General features: G+C 69.1%; 10 protein-coding genes. 5 read left to right on the top strand and 5 right to left on the bottom strand.

Annotated features, from left to right (window positions below):
* Positions 1–140 precede the first annotated feature (140 nt).
* Complete coding sequence (mutS, locus tag PIQ37_RS10520) at positions 141–2,732, bottom strand: DNA mismatch repair protein MutS (RefSeq protein ID WP_342073420.1); 2,592 nt, start codon at positions 2,730–2,732, stop codon at positions 141–143.
* A 367-nt stretch (positions 2,733–3,099) separates the two neighbouring features.
* On the opposite strand from mutS, the gene PIQ37_RS10515 reads away from it, so the two are divergent.
* The 4 genes from PIQ37_RS10515 to PIQ37_RS10500 all read left to right on the top strand — a co-directional run bounded on the left by PIQ37_RS10515 (position 3,100) and on the right by PIQ37_RS10500 (position 9,332).
* Complete coding sequence (locus tag PIQ37_RS10515) at positions 3,100–3,615, top strand: RNA polymerase sigma factor (protein WP_342073419.1); 516 nt, start codon at positions 3,100–3,102, stop codon at positions 3,613–3,615.
* The gene (locus PIQ37_RS10510) at positions 3,612–4,649 is read left to right on the top strand and encodes a FecR family protein (RefSeq protein ID WP_342073418.1); all 1,038 of its coding nucleotides are present in this window, start codon (positions 3,612–3,614) and stop codon (positions 4,647–4,649) included. Before PIQ37_RS10515 ends, PIQ37_RS10510 begins: the two co-directional genes overlap by 4 nt.
* Before the next feature lie 137 nt (positions 4,650–4,786).
* On the top strand, positions 4,787–7,726 hold the full coding sequence (locus tag PIQ37_RS10505; protein WP_342073417.1) for a TonB-dependent receptor: 2,940 nt from the start codon (positions 4,787–4,789) through the stop codon (positions 7,724–7,726).
* 10 nt (positions 7,727–7,736) lie between these two features.
* Positions 7,737–9,332 (top strand): alkaline phosphatase D family protein, encoded by a 1,596-nt coding sequence (locus PIQ37_RS10500; protein ID WP_342073416.1) that lies wholly within the window; start codon positions 7,737–7,739, stop codon positions 9,330–9,332.
* 96 nt (positions 9,333–9,428) lie between these two features.
* Here the strand turns inward: PIQ37_RS10500 and galA are convergent, their stop codons facing one another.
* The 4 genes from galA to PIQ37_RS10480 form a co-directional block, all read right to left on the bottom strand.
* Positions 9,429–11,990: a beta-galactosidase GalA gene (galA, locus tag PIQ37_RS10495; protein ID WP_342073415.1), complete on the bottom strand. Its 2,562-nt coding sequence runs from the start codon at positions 11,988–11,990 to the stop codon at positions 9,429–9,431.
* On the bottom strand, positions 11,987–13,162 hold the full coding sequence (locus tag PIQ37_RS10490; protein ID WP_342073414.1) for a glycoside hydrolase family 53 protein: 1,176 nt from the start codon (positions 13,160–13,162) through the stop codon (positions 11,987–11,989). The genes galA and PIQ37_RS10490 overlap by 4 nt, the downstream gene beginning before the upstream one ends.
* 16 nt (positions 13,163–13,178) lie before the next feature.
* Entirely contained in the window at positions 13,179–15,881 is a 2,703-nt protein-coding gene (locus tag PIQ37_RS10485; protein WP_342073413.1) for a TonB-dependent receptor, read from the bottom strand.
* A 325-nt stretch (positions 15,882–16,206) separates the two neighbouring features.
* Positions 16,207–17,100 (bottom strand): LysR family transcriptional regulator, encoded by an 894-nt coding sequence (locus PIQ37_RS10480; protein WP_342073412.1) that lies wholly within the window; start codon positions 17,098–17,100, stop codon positions 16,207–16,209.
* Between the two features lie 102 nt (positions 17,101–17,202).
* Between PIQ37_RS10480 and PIQ37_RS10475 the strand changes: the two genes are divergently transcribed.
* A complete protein-coding gene (locus tag PIQ37_RS10475; RefSeq protein ID WP_342073411.1) occupies positions 17,203–18,213 on the top strand; it encodes a YeiH family protein in 1,011 nt (336 codons plus the stop codon).
* Positions 18,214–18,228 lie beyond the last annotated feature (15 nt).

The following is an 18,228-nucleotide window of genomic DNA, read 5'->3' as shown; positions in this document are numbered from 1 at the left end:
TCCCGCCGGGAGAAGGTGCCCCGCCGGGGCGGATGAGGGTGCGGGCGCAGCCTCGTGTGCCCTGCCGCTGCGAGACGCTTCGCGCCGGACCCTCACCCCACCCCCTCTCCCGATGGGAGAGGGGCTAAATCGTAGGCCGCCTATAACAGCGACTTGAGCCGGTACAGCGCTTCCAGCGCCTGCTTGGGTGTGAGTTCGTCCGGATCCAGCGCAGCCAATGCTTCCTGCGCGGCGGAGGGCGTGGCCGCGAACAGGCCGAACTGCTGCGGCGCGTCCAGCGCCTGCGGCGCCATCTGCGAGGCATGGCTCTCGCCGCCGCGCTGTTCCAGTTCCGCCAGGCGTCGCCGCGCCTGCGCCACCGTGGTCTTGGGCAGGCCGGCCAGCGCCGCCACCTGCAGGCCGAAGCTGCGGTTGGCCGGGCCGTCCTTGACCGCGTGCATGAACACCAGGCGGTCGCCGTGCTCGACCGCGTCCAGGTGCACGTTGGCGATGCCGCTGGCGCCGCCTTCGACCGATTCGTCGGCCAGCGCGGTCAGCTCGAAATAGTGCGTGGCGAACAGCGTGTAGCAGCGATTGTGGTGTGCGAGATGGCGCGCCACCGCATCGGCCAGCGCCAGGCCGTCGTAGGTGGAGGTGCCGCGGCCGATCTCGTCCATCAGCACCAGCGACTGCGCGGTAGCGTGGTGCAGGATGTAGCTGGTTTCGGCCATCTCGACCATGAAGGTCGACTGCCCGCGTGCCAGGTCGTCGCCGGCGCCGATGCGGGTGAGGATGCGATCGATCGGGCCGATCACCGCGCGCCGCGCCGGCACGTAGCTGCCGATGTGCGCGAGCAGCACGATCAGCGCGTTCTGGCGCATGTAGGTCGATTTACCGCCCATGTTCGGGCCGGTGATCACCAGCATGCGGCGGTCGGGGTGCAGGTCCAGGTCGTTCGGCTCGAACGGCTGCTCGCGCACCGCTTCCACCACCGGATGGCGGCCGCGTTCGATGCGCAGGCACGCACCGGTCTCCAGTTCCGGCTGGGTCCAGTCCAGTGCCTGCGCGCGTTCGGCGAAGCCGGCCAGCACGTCCAGTTCGCTGAATGCGGCGGCGGCGCGCTTGAGCGGCTCCAGGCGTTCGCCCAGCGTGTCCAGCAGGCCTTCGTAGAGCAGCTTCTCGCGCGACAACGCGCGCTCGCGCGCCGACAGCACCTTGTCCTCGAAGTTCTTCAGTTCCTCGGTGATGTAGCGCTCGGCGTTGGTCAGGGTCTGGCGCCGGCTGTAGTGCACCGGTGCCTTGTCGGCCTGGCCCTTGCTGATCTCGATGTAGTAGCCGTGCACGCGGTTGTAGCCGACCTTCAGCGTGGCGATGCCGCTGCTGGCGCGTTCGCGCGCTTCCAGGTCGATCAGGAACTGGTCGGCATTGGTGCTGAGCCGGCGCAGTTCGTCCAGCTCGGCGTCGTAGTCGGCCGCGATGACGCCGCCGTCGCTGAGCTTGAGCGGCGGCTGCTCGGCGATCGCCGACGCCAGCAGGTGCGCGATCTCGTCGTGCTGGCCCAGCTCCGCCGCCAGCGCGGCCAGCCGCGGCGAATCCAGCGGTGCCAGGACCGCGCGCACCTTCGGCAGCAGGCCCAGGCCGTCGCGCAGGGTGGAAAAGTCGCGCGGGCGTGCCGAGCGCAGCGCAACGCGGGTGAGGATGCGTTCGACGTCGCCGAGCGCGCGGAACGCCTCGCGCAGGTCGGCGTCGGCGCCGCGGTCGATCAGCGTGCCGACCGCGTGGTGGCGCTGCACCAGCACCTCGCGCAGGCGCAGCGGACGGTGCAGCCAGCGCCGCAGCAGGCGCCCGCCCATCGGCGTGACCGTGCTGTCTAGCACGCCGAGCAGGGTGTTGCGGGTGTCGCCGTCGACGCGCGTGTCCAGTTCCAGGTGGCGGCGGGTGGCCGCGTTCATCGCGATCGCCTCGCTGGCGGTCTCCATCGCGATCGCGGTCAGGTGCGGCAGGCGCTGCTTCTGGGTTTCCTCCACGTAGCCGAGCAGGGCGCCGGCGGCGGCGGTCGCCCGCGGCTTGTCGTCGATACCGAAGCCGCTCAAATCGTGCAACTGGAAGAACGCCAGCAACTGGCGGCGGCCGCTGTCGGCGTCGAACAGCCACGGCGGCCGGCGGCGCACGCCGCGGCGCTCGCGCAGGAACTCCGGCCACTGATCCTCGTCGGGCACCAGCAGTTCGGCCGGCTCCAGCCGCGCCAGTTCCGCCTCCAGCGCGTCCTCGTTGTCCACCTCGTTGACCAGGAAACGGCCGCCGGCCAGGTCGGCCCAGGCCAGGCCGTAGCCCTGCTTGGTGCGCGCGATGGCCATCAGCAAGGTATCGCGGCGCTCGTCCAGCAGGGCCTCGTCGGTCACCGTGCCGGGGGTGACGATGCGCACCACCTTGCGCTCGACCAGGCCCTTGGCCAGCGCCGGATCGCCGATCTGCTCGCAGATCGCCACCGACTCGCCCAGCGCCACCAGCCGCGCCAGATAGCCCTCGTATGCATGCACCGGCACCCCGGCCATCGGGATCGGCGCACCGCCGGAACTGCCGCGCTGGGTCAGGGTGATGTCCAGCAGCCGCGCAGCTTTGCGCGCGTCGTCGTAGAACAGTTCGTAGAAATCGCCCATGCGGAAGAACAGCAGCAGGTCCGGGTATTCGGACTTGGCGGCGAAGAACTGCTTCATCAGCGGGGTGTGTTCGGGGACTTTCTCGGAGGTCATGGCGCCTTCGTGCGGACGTGCGGGGCGGCGGCGCATGGGCGCGCCGCCGGTGCGACAGGGGCATGGGGCGGCGGGGCCGGCCCGTGGGGGAGGCAAGTTTAGTGGATTGGGGTTGCGGCTGGTCGGGTGAGCGGGCTGGTTCCTGCGGACGCGGGGCAAGAGAAGAGAGTGTGTCGCACGCCCCGATACCGGCTGCCGGCGGCTCTGGGAACGATGCGTGATGCTGAAGCCGCAGCGACATCCAGGCGCCGATTGCGGCGCCGACAGGCCATAAAACAAGCCAGGATCGATCTGGCGATGCAATGGCGGCGTCATCTTGCCCCTGGAAGATCACCTGTTTCCATCTCTGGACGCGGTTGGAGCGGTCGTGAGTGGCGCGAGGGTATGGGAGAAGAGCTATGCGTTGCGGCGGCGGCTGCTGCGTGGCTTCTTCCTGCGCCGCGGCTCGCAGGCCGAGGACGCTGAGGATCTTGCGCAGGAGGTCTACCTGCGCCTGTTGCGCAGCACCGGCGAGAGCGCCGAGGCCGTCGCCAATCCGGAAGCCTATCTCTATACCGTGGCGGCCAACCTGGCGCGCGAACATGCGCGCTCGCGCGCTGCGCTGCCGCCGCTGGAGGACGTCGAACTGCTGGCCGAGGTGCTCGAAAGCGAAGAGGACGTGGAGGGCGAGTTCGAGCGCCGGCAGCGCTGGAGCGAGATCCGCAACACCATCGCGCAACTGCCGCCGACCACCCGCCAGATGATGGAACTGCACTACCGCGACGGACTGGAGTGCCAGCAGATCGGTGCGCGGATGGACGTGTCCGTGCATATGGTGCGCAAGCATATCGGCAGGGGCCTGCAGGCGTGCAGGGCGAGGTTGCGCAGCCGGGGGGAGGCATGAATCAACGGCCCCCCTCCATGGACGACACCGTGGCCGAGCAGGCGGCGTCCTGGTTCCTGCGTCATCGCGCGGCGCCGTTGAGCGAGCCCGAGCGCCTGGCGTTCCTGGAGTGGATGCAGCGTTCGCCCGAGCACGTGCGCGAGTACCTGCGCACCTCGCGCCTGCATCGCGAAGTGGGCCAGGCGATGCGCCCGCGGCGGCAACAGGATGCGGCGGCCGGCCAGGGCACCGTCGCCACGCCTGCGCTCCGCGCCAAGGTCGTGCCGCTGTTCTCCGGCGCGGAACCGCGCACCGCGCCGGCCACCCGGCGTCCGCACCGGCGCTGGCAGGCGGCGGTCGCGGCTGCGGCCTGCGTGGCGATCGCGCTGGGCGTCCTGCTGGCACATCTGCAATCGCCGGAACTGCTGTTGCAGGCCGGGCACGGACAACTGCGCGCGTTCACCCTGGCCGATGGCAGCCGGGTGCGGCTCAACGCGGACAGCGTCGTGCGCGTGCGGATGGGATGGCTGGCCCGGCGCGCCGAACTGCTGAGGGGAGAAGCCAGCTTCGACATCGCAGCGGACCGGCGCCCGTTCCAGGTGCAGGTCGACGGACTGCACATCCGCGACATCGGCACCGTGTTCGACGTCGCGCGCCGCTTGCAGGACACCCGGATCGGGGTGGTGTCCGGCGCGGTGGAGGTCTGCCGCACTGGCGAGGATGCACGTTGCCTGGCGCGTCTGGACGCCGGTCGGGTGGCCGCGGTCGATCACGATAGCCGGGTGGTGCGACCGTTGAACATGCCGGCCTCGATGCTGCTGGACTGGCAGCAGCGCAAGATCTCCTTTCTCGACGAGCGCCTGGACGAGGTCGCGCAGGCGTTCAATCGCCACAACGCGGTGCAGGTGGTGATCGCGGACCAGGCGGCTGCATCGGCGCGCCTGTCCGGCAGCCTGGACGCGCACCGGGTCTCGGCCCTGCAGGCCTTCCTGCAGCGCGACCCGCGCTTCGTGGTGCACCGCGATGGCGAGACGGTGCGCGTCTCCAGCCGTTGAGCATGCCGCGGACGCTGTCAGAAAAAATTCATCGAATCCGCGTTCTCCATTCCGGCGCTTGCCCGCTCTTTCTTAAGGAGAAGCCGCTGTCGTTCCGCGACGCGGCGTCGACATCCTCTCTCCCTCAAGGAACCGTGATGCGGAAGCCGCTCTCCCTGTCGATTGCCCTGGCCATCGTCCTCTCCCACTCCTTTCTCGGCCAGGCCCAGGCCGCGACACCGGATGCGCTCGCCGCGAAGATCACCGCGCCGATCGCCGCGCAACCGCTGAGCCGCGCGCTGCAGCAGCTATCGCGTGCGTCGGGCGTGCAGTTCCTCTACTCGCCGAGCGGCCCCCCGCGCACGGGCGGCGCGGTGGCGGCGGGGTCGACAATCAAGCAGGCACTGGATGCACTGCTGGCCGGCACCGGCCTGCGCTATTCGGTGGTGGACGGCAACGTCATCGCCATCGATCCTGCGCCACCACGCGACGTGCCGCAGACGGCCACGCCGCAGCCGGGCACGGAGCAGGGAAGCGCCGCGCCGACGCTGGATGCGGTGAACGTGATTGCCGCGCACGAGGTGATCGAGCAGAAGAAGCAGGCACCGGGCATCAAGGACTCGGTGATCTACGACGAGATGGACAGCTACGGCGACGAGACGCTGGCCGAGAGCCTGATGGCGGCGCCGGGGGTGAGCGCGGTGGAGGACGCGGGCGAGCCGCGCTACGTGACCGTGCGCGGCGTGCAGCCCAACCTCAACTACACCACCATCGACGGGATCGCGATCGCCAGCGTGGGCGGCAGCGGCTCCGGCGAGCGCATGAACAACCTGCAACTCATTCCCAGCGACATCGGCACCCGCACCGACATCTACAAGAGTTTCAGCGCCGAGCAGGCGCCGGATGCCATCGGCGGCGTGATCGACATCGTCAGCCGCAGCGCGTTCGACCGCTCGGGCCGCTACGTCTTCGCCGATCTCGCCGGCATCTACTCCACCGCCGAAACCGACGTCGGCCGCAGTGCCGGCGGCGACCACAGGACGCTGGGGCATCTCGGCAAGAGCGCCAAGGCGGTGTTCTCCAACCAGTTCGGGGCCGATCAGCAATTCGGCTTCGTGGCGGTGGCGCGCTACGAACAACGCTCGCGCAACAGCATCAAGCGCTGGGTGGAATCGAACTATTACTTCGATGGCGCAGGCAAGTACCTGACCGACGGCACCACCGATCCCGAGGCTACCGCCGGCTGGAACGGCCTGCGCGCGCCGGGAAATTTCAGCACCGGCACCTATACCAACTACATCACCAACTTCGGCGGATCGGCCAAGCTGGAGTGGAAGCCCTCGCAGGATCCGTTCTATGCCTCGTTGCTGCTGTACTCGTACCGGTTCTACGAGAACTCGACGATGAACAAGACCGACCTGTACTCCAACCCGAAGTTTCCGATCCGCAACGCCAGCGAGGACGGCGGTACCACCCAGATCAACAGCATCTACATCAAGAACCGGCACGACCGCTGGGATCGCAGCAACCGCGGCGCCATCGCCGTCTTCGACTGGGACGTGGGCGAGCGCTCGCGGCTCAGCCTGCGTGCCGGCCATACCGAAGAGACGTTCGACAATACCCAGGTCTACTGGGGCGTGCGCGCGTATCCCAGCAGGCTGTTCGTCGACTACGCCAACGACGGCAACGGCTTTCCGAATGCGGTCGGCGTGTCCGATCCGAGCCTGCTGACCACTTCGGCGTTCAAGCTCAATCCGGCGCAGGCCTACATCTCCCCGCGCGACGCGCAGGAAAGCATCGACGATGTGCGCGTGGACTTCACCCACAACATCGATGCCGACGCGCGCGGCTTCGGCCTGGCCACCGGCGCCGAGTACCGGCGCCTGGACATCTGGCAGAACATCGACTTCACCTACTACAAGACCGGCGCCACGCTCAATCGCTATCTGTATCCCGGCGCGACCCTGGTCGGCAGCGTGCCGGGCTTTCCGTTGATCGACAATCGCCTGTGGACCGAGCAGCTGCTGCCGACGCTGGGCAACAACAATGCCGCCTACCCGAACGCCAACCTCACCAGCGACTACAAGTACGTCGAGGACATCGGCAATGCCTACGTCTCGGCGCACTATGCGTGGGAGCGGCTGCTGCTGATCGGCGGCCTGCGCTACGACCATACCCGCTTCGACGCGTACAGCCCCTTCAGCGCCGATGGCGGCGCGACCTACAGCGCCGACCTGCGCAAGAACACGGGCGGCTACGCCAATGTGCTGCCGTCGCTCAACGCCACCTTCAAGCTCACCGACGACCAGCGCCTGCGCGCGTCGGCCAGCCGCACGCTGGGCCGGCCGACGCCGAGCAACATCGCCCAGGCGACCCAGACCAACTGCGGCGACGACGGACAGGGTGGCAACTTCTGCACCATCCAGCAGGGCAACGCGGGTCTCAAGCCGCGTCGCGCCACCAATCTCGACCTGGCCTGGGACCTGTACTTCAACGGCAACAACGGCCTGGTCTCGGTGGCGCTGTTCGACAAGGTCATCAAGGACGACATCTACACCCTGACCACCTACGAGACCATCGGCGACATCCGTTATCGGGTGACCCAGCCGATGAATACCGACCAGTCCACCCTGCGCGGCGTCGAACTGTCCGTCGCCAACCGCAACCTGCGCTGGGGCAATCAGCGCCTGGACATGTATTTCAATGCGACCCGTCTGCAAGGCCGGACCAACTACACCATCACCGACGGCAGCCAGCGTCGCCTGGACCGCCTGTTGTACCAGCCGGACTGGTCGTTGAACGGCTCGCTGATCTGGCGCATGCCCTGGCACAGCGCGCAACTGCGCTTTTCCGGCACCTATCGCAGCCGCATGCTGGTCGACTTCGGCGATACGCAGTGGCTGGATTCGTACTACGACCCATACATGACCTTCAACCTGGCCTTCAGCCACAGGATCGGCAAGCACGTGACGCTCAAGTACGAGGCCAAGAACCTGTTCAACACGCAGCCGACCTACAGCACCGGCCCGAATGGGCGCTTCCGCACCGAGATCGACGACTACGGCCGTTTCTTCTACTTCCATGTGATCTACAACTGAGGCGATCGCCATGAGTACCTTCAATCGCAGGCGCTTTCTTGCCATGTCCGGGCTTTCCGCGTTCGGCGCCTGGATGCAGACCGCCTCCGCGCTGGCCACGCAGACCGATGCCAAGAGCTTGCTCCCCCGCAACCTGCTTGCCTCGCCACGCTTCGCGACCACGCCGTTCACCCTGGGCGTGGCCTCCGGAGACCCCTCGCCCGAGGGCGTGGTGCTGTGGACGCGGCTGGCGACCGAGCCGTTGGTGTACGGCGGCGGGATGCCGACGCGGCCGATGGTGGTCGACTGGGAGGTGGCGGCCGACGAACAGTTCGCCAAATCGGTGCGGCGCGGATCGTCGCTGGCGCATCCGGAACTGGGCCATGCGCTGCATGTCGAACTGGACGGCCTGTCGCCGGGCCGGCCGTACTGGTATCGCTTCAGGATTGGCGATCACGCCAGCCCGGTCGGGCGCACCTGCACGCTGCCCGCGGCCTACGCCAAGGTGGAGCGGGTGCGCTTCGCTGTTGCCGGCTGCCAGCACTACGAGGAGGGCCACTACACCGCATGGCGCTGCATTGCCGAGGAGCCGCTGGATTTCGTCTTCCATTACGGCGACTACATCTACGAAGGCGCAGCGCGACCCGGCCCGCGCACGATGAACGGCCGCCCGTTCACCAACCTGCGCAACCATGTCGGTCCGGAGATCTACACGCTGGACGACTATCGACGCCGCTACGCGCAGTACAAGTCCGATGCCGATCTGCAGGCGGCGCATGCCGCCGCGCCGTGGTTCGTGACCTTCGACGACCACGAAGTGGACAACAACTGGGCCGGCGCCGAAGACCAGGACGACACCCCTAGCGAGGTGTTCCTGCTGCGGCGCGCGCAGGCGTTCCAGGCGTACTACGAGAACATGCCGCTGCGCCGCACCGCGTTTCCGCGCGACGGCCACATGCAGCTGTACCGGCGCGCCCGCTACGGCACCTTGATGGACCTGCACCTGCTCGACACCCGCCAGTACCGCAGCAAGCAGGTCGACATGGCGCAGCGCGACCAGGTGCAGTCGCCGGCGCGCAGCATCATGGGCCAGCCGCAGGAGCAGTGGCTGTTCGACGGCCTGGCCGATGCGGCGCCGCGCTGGCACACCATTGCCCATCAGGTTGCGCTGGGCAACTACGCGATCGAGAAGAACGGCGAGGTGGAGTATTCCGACGATCAGTGGTCGGGCTATCTGGCCAGCCGCCGGCGCCTGCTCGACCATATCCAGCGGGTCGGCTTCGGCAACGTGGTCACCACCTGCGGCGACGCGCATCGCCATTTCGCCAGCGACCTGGTGCAGGACAACGCCGATTCCGGCATCGTCTCCAGCGAGTTGCTGGCCACCTCGATCACCTCCGGCTCCGATGGCCTCGGCGAGGACGCGGTGGCCGAGAACATGCTGCGGCATAGTCCGCATCTGAAGGCCAGCACCGACAAGCGCGGCTATCTGCTGTGCGACGTGCGCCGCGACACGTGGATCGGCGACATGAAGACGCTGGACCAGGTGATGCAGCCGAACGGAACGCTGCAGAGCTGGCGGCGCTATGCCATCGCCCACGGCAAGCCCGGATTGCAGGAGGCCTGAGGCGCAGCGCCGCACCCGCTTGCCGGCGCGCATCTCCGCGTCACAGGTGCCGCCGTGGCTATCGCCGCGCCTTCGCCTCAGCGAAGGCGCCCGGTGCTACGCCACGAACGGACGCGACCGCGCGCGTTCCACAGGCAGCACCAACCGCGCCGGTGCCAAGCCCGGCGCCGTGGCTTCCAGTGTCAGCTTGCCTGCCGTGCGCGTGGTCTGCAGCAAGGCCATGCACAGGCCGTTGAAGGCGCGGCGGTGGTCGGCCTTGTCGGGTTCGTGGCTGGACGGGTCGCCGTTGCCCACGCCGATCAGGCGGCCGGGGCCATGAACCGTAAAGCGCACGGTGTCGCTGGCGGTGGGCACGATACGGCCCTGGGCATCGATGATTTCCACCGCGACTACGGCGATGTCTTCGGCGTCGGCCAGCAGGGTGGCGCGCTCGCAGCGCAGGCGCACCGCGGCCGGGGCGCCGATGGTCTCGCGGCGTTGCGTCAGCACCAGCTTGCCGCCGCGGTAGCCGCGTGCTTCGATGCGGCCCGGTGCGTAGCGCACGCGCCACTCGACGTGGCCGTAGGCCGGCACCTGCTGCATGCCCTGGCTGACGCCGTTGACCAGCAGTTCCACCGCGTCCAGGTTGCTGTGGCACCACACGTCGACCATGCCGTTGTCGCGCTCGTCCAGCAGGCCGTCCCAGTTCCAGTGCGGGAACAGGTGCAGCACCGGCTCGGCGGTCCATTGCGCGCGGTAGTACCAGTAGTTGTCCTTGGGGAAGCCGCAACTGTCGAGGATGCCGAACTGCGAGGCCACGTTCGGCCAGAGGTTGTACGGGGTCGGCTCGCCGCGGTAGTCGAAGCCGGTCCAGACGAAGCCGCCGGCGATGTACGGGCGCTGCGCGACATAGCTCCACCAGGCTTCGGCGCTGCTGGCCCACCAGGGGTAGTCGAGGTCGTAGGCGCGGGCATAGCCGCGCACGTCGTCGGTGCGGTAGTTGCCGCGTACGCCGACGGTGCTGCCGGTCTCGCTGCCGTATACCGGGATCTGCGGATGGCGCGCGTGGAAGGCGTCCATCTGCGTGGTGCGGTAATTGAAGCCGACCACGTCCACGACCTGGCCGACGCCGTCGTCGAAGCCCTTGTCCATGGCGAAGGTGGTGGGGCGGGTCGGGTCCAGGCGCCGCACCAGGCGCTGCATGCGCGCGACGATGCGCGCGCCGCGCGCGGTGACCATCTGCGGTTCCTCGTTGCCCAGCGACCACAGCATCACGCAGGGATGGTTGCGGCCGCGCCGCACCATCGACGTCAGTTCGGCCATGGCCTCGTCGTCGGAGGACATGCGCCGGGTCTCGTCGATCAGCAGCAGGCCCAGCCGGTCGCACAGCTCCAGCACCGCCGGCGAGGCCGGGTTGTGTGCGCTGCGGTAGGCGTTGCAGCCCATCGACTTGAGCTGGCGCAGGCGCCACTCGTGCAGGCGGTCGGGAATGGCAGTGCCGACACCGGCATGGTCCTGGTGGTTGTTGGTGCCGTGCAGCTTGTACGCTGCGCCGTTGAGCAATAGCCCGCGCTGCGGGTCGAACTGCAGGCGGCGCACGCCGAAGTGGGTGGTGGTGGCGTCGCAGGTACGGCCATCGCCGAGCAGGCGCGTGGACAGGGTGTAGCGCTGCGGGTTCTCCGGCGACCACGGCGCGGGCGTGCCCAGCTCCAGCGTCTGCCGCACGCGCTGCACCACGCCCGGTTCCACGGTGATCGGCGCGGAGCTGGCCTGGGCGACGATGCGCCCATCCGGCGCGCGGATCACCGAGACCACGCTGCACTGGCGCGGCGTCGCGCCGTTGTTGCCGAGTTCGGTCTCCACTAGTGCCTGCGCGTCGCCGCCATCCCAGGCGCTGCGCACGTACACGCCGTCCATCGGTACGTGCAGCGCATCGGTGGTGCGCAGCCAGACGTGGCGGTAGATGCCGGCGCCCTCGTAGAACCAGCCTTCGCCGAGGGTGGCGTCCACGCGCACGGCGATGATGTTTTCGGCGCCGTAGTCGAGCACGTCGCTGAGGTCGACGTCGAAGCCGCAGTAGCCGCTGCCGTTGCGGCCGACGAGGTGGCCGTTGCAGAACACGATGCAGTCGCGGAACACGCCGTCGAATTCCAGGCTGATCCGCTTACCCAGGTCCTCGGCCGGAATCTCCAGCACGCGTCGGTACCAGCCGATGCTGGTCTGCGGATCGGTGCGGCCCAGCGGCGTGTAGCCGTGCGCGGCGGCCGGGTCTTCGCCGTTGACCAGGCTGGAGGTCGGGTCCTGCCGCGGCGGCAGCGTCACCGCCCAGTCGTGCGGCAGGTCGATGCGTTCCCAGGCGCTGTCGTCGAAGCCGAGCAGGGCGGCGTCGGCAGTGTCCTTGCCGGCCTTGGCGTAGGTGCGCTGGAAGGTGCCGAAGTTGAAGTCGCGCGCCGGGTCGTCGGCGTGGCCGAGATGGAAGCGCCAGCCGCCATCGCACAGCAGGCGCCGGCGCGGCGCGTCGTCGTCCAGGTCCAGCGGCAGCGGCGCAATGGTGGTGCTGCCAGCGGGCGTGGCGGCCAGCGCGGCCGGTGCCAGCGCTGCGGCCGCGCCGGGCACCGCCACCTGCACGCCGCCGGCGACCAGCGAGCGCAGCAGGTCGCGGCGGCTCAGCTCGATCATGGCTGCGCGTCCTGCGTGGGCGTGGCAGTGGTGCCCGCGGCCGCCGCCGGGGCCGGCCGGTAGGCATGCTGCATGAAGCCGATGCCGGGCAGCAGTTCGTTGCCGTGGTGGAAATCGAAGAAGCTGGCGTTCTCCCACGAGGAGCCGACGCCCCAGCGGGTCTTGCACTGGTTGCTGGTCCAGGCCGGTTCCCAGTACACGACGCCGCTGCCGCCGTTGTCGACCACCAACTGGGTGAGGTCGACCAGGTACTTCAACTGGCCTTGCGGGGTGGCGGGGTAGCCCGGAATCAGCGAGTCGGCGCCGAGCAGGTTGGGCGAGGGGTCGCCGCTCTCCAGCGTCCACGGATAGGCGGTCTCCACCACCATCACCTCGGCCGGATAGCGCTGGCGCAGGCGCTTGATGGTGGCGCCGAGCTGGTCCATGGTCTCGCGCGACCACTTGCGGTAGTAGCTGATGCCGATGAAGTCGAAGTCGCGCACGCCGGCCTTGGCGGCGTCGGCGAACCATGGCTCCACGTTCTCCGGCTGGGCGATGTGCAGCATCACCTTGGGCTTGATCGTCGAGCGCGCGCCGGCATCGCGCACGGCCTTGATGCCGGCGTTGAACAGCTTGGCGTTGCGGCTCCAGTCGATCGGCCGGCGCTTGTCCCAGGGCTGGCTGTCCATCAGGTCGGAATTGCTCTCGTTGCCGACCTGCACCAGTTCCGGCATCAGCCCGGCGCGGTCCAGCGCGCTCAGCGTGTCGTAGGTGAAGCCGTACAGGGTGCGCGCCAGTTCGTCCTGGTCGGTGATCGAGGCCCAGGCCTTGGGGATCAGTTGCTTGTCGCCGTCGGCCCAGTCGTCGGAGTAGTGGAAGTCCAGCAGCACCTGCATGCCCTGCGCGCGCGCCCGGCGGATGGTCTTCTTGACGTCGCTCAGGTCGCTGTAGCGGGTCCAGCGCGCATCGTTCCACAGGCGCACGCGCACCAGGTTGGCGCCGTGCGCATGGAACAGCTCGAACGGGTCGCGCAGCGTGCCGTGGTCGCGGTACTGCACGCCGCAATCCTCCATCTCGTTGACGTAGGACAGGTCGGCGCCGAGGTACAGCGTGCCGGCGCCGGCCAGGGGCGCGGCGAGGGCGATGGCGAGGGCCAGCGCGAGCGCCGGCAGCCAGGTGCGTCTGGATCGCATGCGGGTCTCCACCGGCTCAGAACGTGTAGGTCGCTTCCAGGGCGAAGCGGCGGCCGAACAGCTGGTAGCCGCCGTCGTCCTGGTTGGCGAGCCGGTTGCGCTTGTTGTCGCTGTAGGCGCGCAGCGGTTCGTTGGTCAGGTTGCCGACCTGGAACTTGAAGCCCAGGTGCTCGCTGTAGCGCCACGCCAGGCTCAGGTCTACCGTGCCTTCGCTCTCCAGTCGCGCCAGCCGCGCCGCGTTCCAGCCGTACACCACGGTGTAAGGGCTGTGGTACTTGTAGCCGATCCGCGCTTCGAACTTGCTGTTGTTGTACCAGAGGTCCAGCGTGCCGGTGTTGCGCGCCAGGCCGCTGAGCGGCAGCGGATTGTCCGCTGGCGAGAACTCGTGCAGGTTGGATTCCACGTACGAGTAGTTGGAGTAGATGCCGAAGTTCTCCATGTGCGGGATGAAGAAGAACGGGGTCTGGAAGGTCAGCTCGGCGCCGTTGATGTAGCCGCCGCCGCCGTTGAACGGGCCGCTGATCAGGTAGTCGCGGCCGTCGATGGTCTCGTGCTGGGTCTTGTAGCCGATGCTCGAATCCACCCACTTGCGGTACAGCGCCAGCGCCGCCAGTGCCTCCTTGTGGAAGTACCACTCGTAGGACAGGTCGAGCTGGGTGGCGCGGAACGGGTTGAGCTGCGGGTTGCCGCCGCTGCCGGTGAGCTGGCCGACGGTGGTGTTGGGGTCGTCGAGCGCACGCCCGGTACGCAGTTCGTCCAGCGGCGGCCGCGCCATCACCTTGGCCACCGACAGACGCAGGATGCGCTCGGGGTCGATCAGGAAGTTGACCGTGGCGCTGGGCAACACGTCGGTGTAGGTCTTGCCGGCGCTGCTCGGCTGCACCACGCCGCCGACGGTGTCGTAGCCATGGCTGTCGGTGTCGGTGTGGACCACGCGCACGCCGGCGTTGCCGGTGACGTCGACGCCGAACCACTGCGTACTGAACACCGCCTTGGCGAAGGCCTCGCGCACGTTCTCCTCGACGTTCCAGTGGTCCAGGCGCTGTTCGGCGGCCAGGCTGGGATCGAAGCCGCCGAAGCCGAGCTTGGCGATCGCGTCCAGGTCGCCGCCGGTCAGGGTCGGCACGTTCAAGTCCGGCATCGTCACCGGATAGATCAGGTCCTGGTAGGCCGAGATGGGCTGGCTGTAGCCCGACTGGAAGCTGGTGAAGTGGCGGTTCTGTTTCTCGCGGCGCGAAGCGCGCGCGCCGAACTCCAGCGCGGTGACCGGCGAATCCTCGATCGCGCGGCTGGCGCTCAGCGCCAGCGCGGCGATGCGGTCGCGCAGCGCCTGCGGCTCGGTCTGGCCACTGATGCCCCATTCCGGCGCATCGGAACTGGTGCTGATGGTGGGGGTGACGCCGTGGCGGAAGTCGAACGACACCGTGTCCGGGTTGCTGCCGAAGCGCACCGCACGCCAGTCGTTGTCGCGCTTGGCCTGCGAGAACGACAGGTCGCTGCCCAGCGTCCACACGTCGCCGCGCCACTTGGCGTTGAGGCCGCCGGCGGCCAGCGTCTTGACCTCGTCGTAGCGGGCCACGACGTGGTCCACCTGCAGCTTGGAATTGGCCAGGGTGCCGGCGACCACGTCGCCATCGACGATGGTGTAGGACGAGCCGGGCGTGGTGTACGGATTGCTGGCCGAGTAGATGCTGTAGCCGAGGTTGTTGAACCAATTCTGGCGCTGTTCCTCGTCGATGCGGATACGCGAGTACAGGCCGTCGAGCTTGAGTTCCAGGTTGCCCGAGCGCCACTGCACGGTGCCCATGGCGCCGGTGCGGGTCTGCTCGGTCAGCTTGAGCTGGTCGGCCGCGCCCCAGGGGGTGTAGTCGACCTTGCCGTCGCCATCGACGTCGCGCGCGTTGCTGGCATCGGTGTAGCCCCAGCTGCCGATCGAGACGCCGGCGTTCTTCTGCTTCTGGTAGGTGGCGCCGAGCGCGACCGCCAGGTTGTCGTTGATGCGGTGGATCCAGCTCGCGCCCAGGCGCTGGCCCCACGGCGAGTAGTCGCGTGCGTCCTTGGCCTCGTCGTAGTAGACCGGGCCGCCGGTGGCGACGAAGGTCGGGCCGGTATGGTCGAGCGGGTTGATGGTGGAGATGTCCACGGTGGCGGCGATGCCGCCGGCGATCAGGTCCGCCGACGGGGTCTTGTAGACCTTGACGGTGGAGACGATCTCGGTGGGGAACACCTCCCAGCGCACCGCACGGTTGGGTTCGGAGGACGCGATCTCGCGGCCGTTGACCGTACCCATGGTCATGCGCGGGCCGAGGCCGCGCACCGTGGCCAGGCTTTCGTTGCCGCGGTCGCGGGTGCCGTTGACGCCGGGCAGGCGCACCAGCGCCTCGGCCACGGTGACGTTGGGCATCTGCCCCATGTTGTCGGCGGAGATCACCTCGACCACGTGGTCGTCGAGCTGCTTGGCCTGCACCGCCTGTTCCAGGCTGGCGCGCTGGCCGACCACCATCACGTTGTCCAGGGTGACCGGTTGCTGGCCGTTCTTGGCGTCGGTCGTGGCATCGGTCCTGGCGGGGGGCGCGGCCGCCGAATCGGCGCTGGCGCTCTGCGCCTGCGCGGCGAAGTTGCCGGACAGGGCCAGGACGATGGCCGCGCCCAGCAGGGTGCGGGCAGCAGGGCGGTGCGCGCGCCGGCCGACCGGGCGACGGGACTGTTCCAAAGGCATTTTTGTTCCCTCCCAGGACAAAAAGTGACCGATCAAATTGGCGTGGACCGGGAAACCCGGTCCTGGAGGCATCGGCAGGGCGTCATGCAGGGCTGCAGGCTGTCCCGATCGCTGTCCTCGATGGCGTGTCTGTCGACGTGGCGGGGCGTGCGTGGCATGTCCGCTGGCGGCGCCGCGGACATTCCCCTTCCGCTGCCTTGGCGCGCGAGAGACCGGGAGCGAGGATAGAAGCGCCAGGCATTCCATTCCAATGAAGCATTTGCCGAGGGCTATCTCGTTTTGGAATGGATATCGCGTGCCGCGTCTACCCTCGCCCACGCGAGGCTCAGGCCGCGGCGGATGGGGCCTGCAAGCCGAGCAGGGCGGCCGCCGCCGCACCCAGGCTGCGTTCGCGGTGGCGCAGGGCATGGAAGGTACGTTCGCCCAGGGCCACGGCGAGGGGCTGCAGGCGGCCGCTCTCCAGCCACGGCGCCGCGGCCAGCTGCGAGATCGCCGCCAGGCTGGGCCCGGCCTGCACCGCCGACAGCACCGCTTCGTTGGAGGGCAGGGACAGCGCCACACGCAGGCGCTCGGGGGCGATGCCGGCGGCGCGCAGCGCCGTCTCGAACGCCGAGCGGGTGCCTGAGCCGGGTTCGCGCATGATCCAGGTGCTGTCGGCGACCAGCCGTGCCAGCCCGAGGCGGCGACGCCCGGCCAACGGATGGCCCGGCGCGGCGACCACGCGCAGCCGGTCGTGGCCCAGCGGCGAACTCAGCAGTTCCGGGGCCTGCACCCGGCCCTCGACGAAGCCCAGTTCGGCGCGTCCCTCGCGCACCGCGCACGCCACGCTGTCGGTGTTGCCCACGCTCAGGCGGATCTCGATCTGCGGATAGCGCGCATGGAACGCCATCAGTCGGGTCGGCAACCAGTAGCTGGCCACGGTCTGGCTGGCGTGCAGATCGAGCGTGCCGCGCAGCACGCCGCGCCATTCGCTCAGGGCCAGTTCGGCCGCGCGGCTGCGCGCCAGGATCGCCTTGGCGTCGGCGCAGAACGCCGCGCCGGCCGCGGTCAGCACCAGGCCGCGGCCGACCCGGTCGAACAGCGCCACCCCGTACTGCTGCTCAAGTGCCTTGATCGCGGCGCTGGCGGCCGAGGGCGTGCGGTGCGCGGCCTGCGCGCCCAGGGTCAGGTGCTGGCGCTCGGCCACCGCCACGAACAGCGTGAGTTGTTCCAGGGTCATGCTAGGACCGTTCGGATGGATCGAATGAAATGTGCGCAATTATGCGATGGATCGAAACGGTCCGTGGGCGCAACCTGCCGCCACTCGATCCGGATCGCTGCCATGCGCACCCAACTGCACAGACCTTCGACCTTGCTGCCCGGCCTGGGCCTGGCCATCGCGGTGGCGGCGCTGGCCTGGCTGGCCGAGCGCGCGCAACTGCAGTGGCTGGGCCGGCGCTGGATCGACGCGCTGGTGTTCGCCATCGTGCTCGGCACGCTGCTGCGCACGGCCTGGCGGCTGCCCCCATCCAGCCATGTCGGCATCGCCTTCGCCGCCAAGCTGCCGCTGGAACTGGCCATCGTGCTGCTTGGCGCCTCGGTCGGCATCGGCGCCATCGGCGCGGCCGGCGGTCTGTTGCTGGCCGCCATCGCCGCGGTGGTGCTGCTGGCGATCGCGCTCGGCTACGGCATCGGCCGCGCGCTGGGGCTGCCGTCGCGGCTGGCCACGCTGGTCGCCTGCGGCAACGCGATCTGCGGCAATTCGGCGATCGTGGCCGCCGCACCGGTGATCGATGCCGATTCCGACGACGTCGCGGCCTCGATCGCGTTCACCGCCGCCCTGGGCGTGCTGGTGGTACTGCTGCTGCCGCTGGCAGTGCCCTTGCTTGGCCTGGACCAGCGGCACTACGGCATCCTCGCCGGCATGACCGTGTACGCGGTGCCGCAGGTGTTGGCGGCGACCGTGCCGGTGGGCGCGGTGAGCGCGCAGGTGGGGGCGTTGGTCAAGCTGATGCGGGTGCTGATGCTGGGACCGGTGATGCTGTTGCTGGGGCTGGTCCGTGGCGGGTCGACGACGGCGCCGCGGCGCCCGGCGCACGCGCTGGTGCCGTGGTTCGTGTTCGGCTTCGTCGGCATGATGGGTCTGCGCGCGCTGGGCGTGCTGCCGGCGCCAGCGATCGAGGCGGCGCAAGCGCTGTCGCTGCTGTTCACCCTGGTCGCGATGGCGGCATTGGGCCTGTCGGTGAATCTGCGCACGGTGCTCGCGTCCGGCGGCCGCGTGCTCGCCGCCGGTACGCTGTCGCTGCTGGCGCTGGCCAGCCTCAGCGTGCTGTTGCTGCGCTGCTTGCCATAGGGCATCGCGGCGCGC

Source organism: Xanthomonas protegens (assembly GCF_038442435.1).
Lineage (GTDB): Bacteria > Pseudomonadota > Gammaproteobacteria > Xanthomonadales > Xanthomonadaceae > Xanthomonas_A > Xanthomonas_A sontii.
This window is presented reverse-complemented; position numbering and strand designations above follow the sequence as displayed.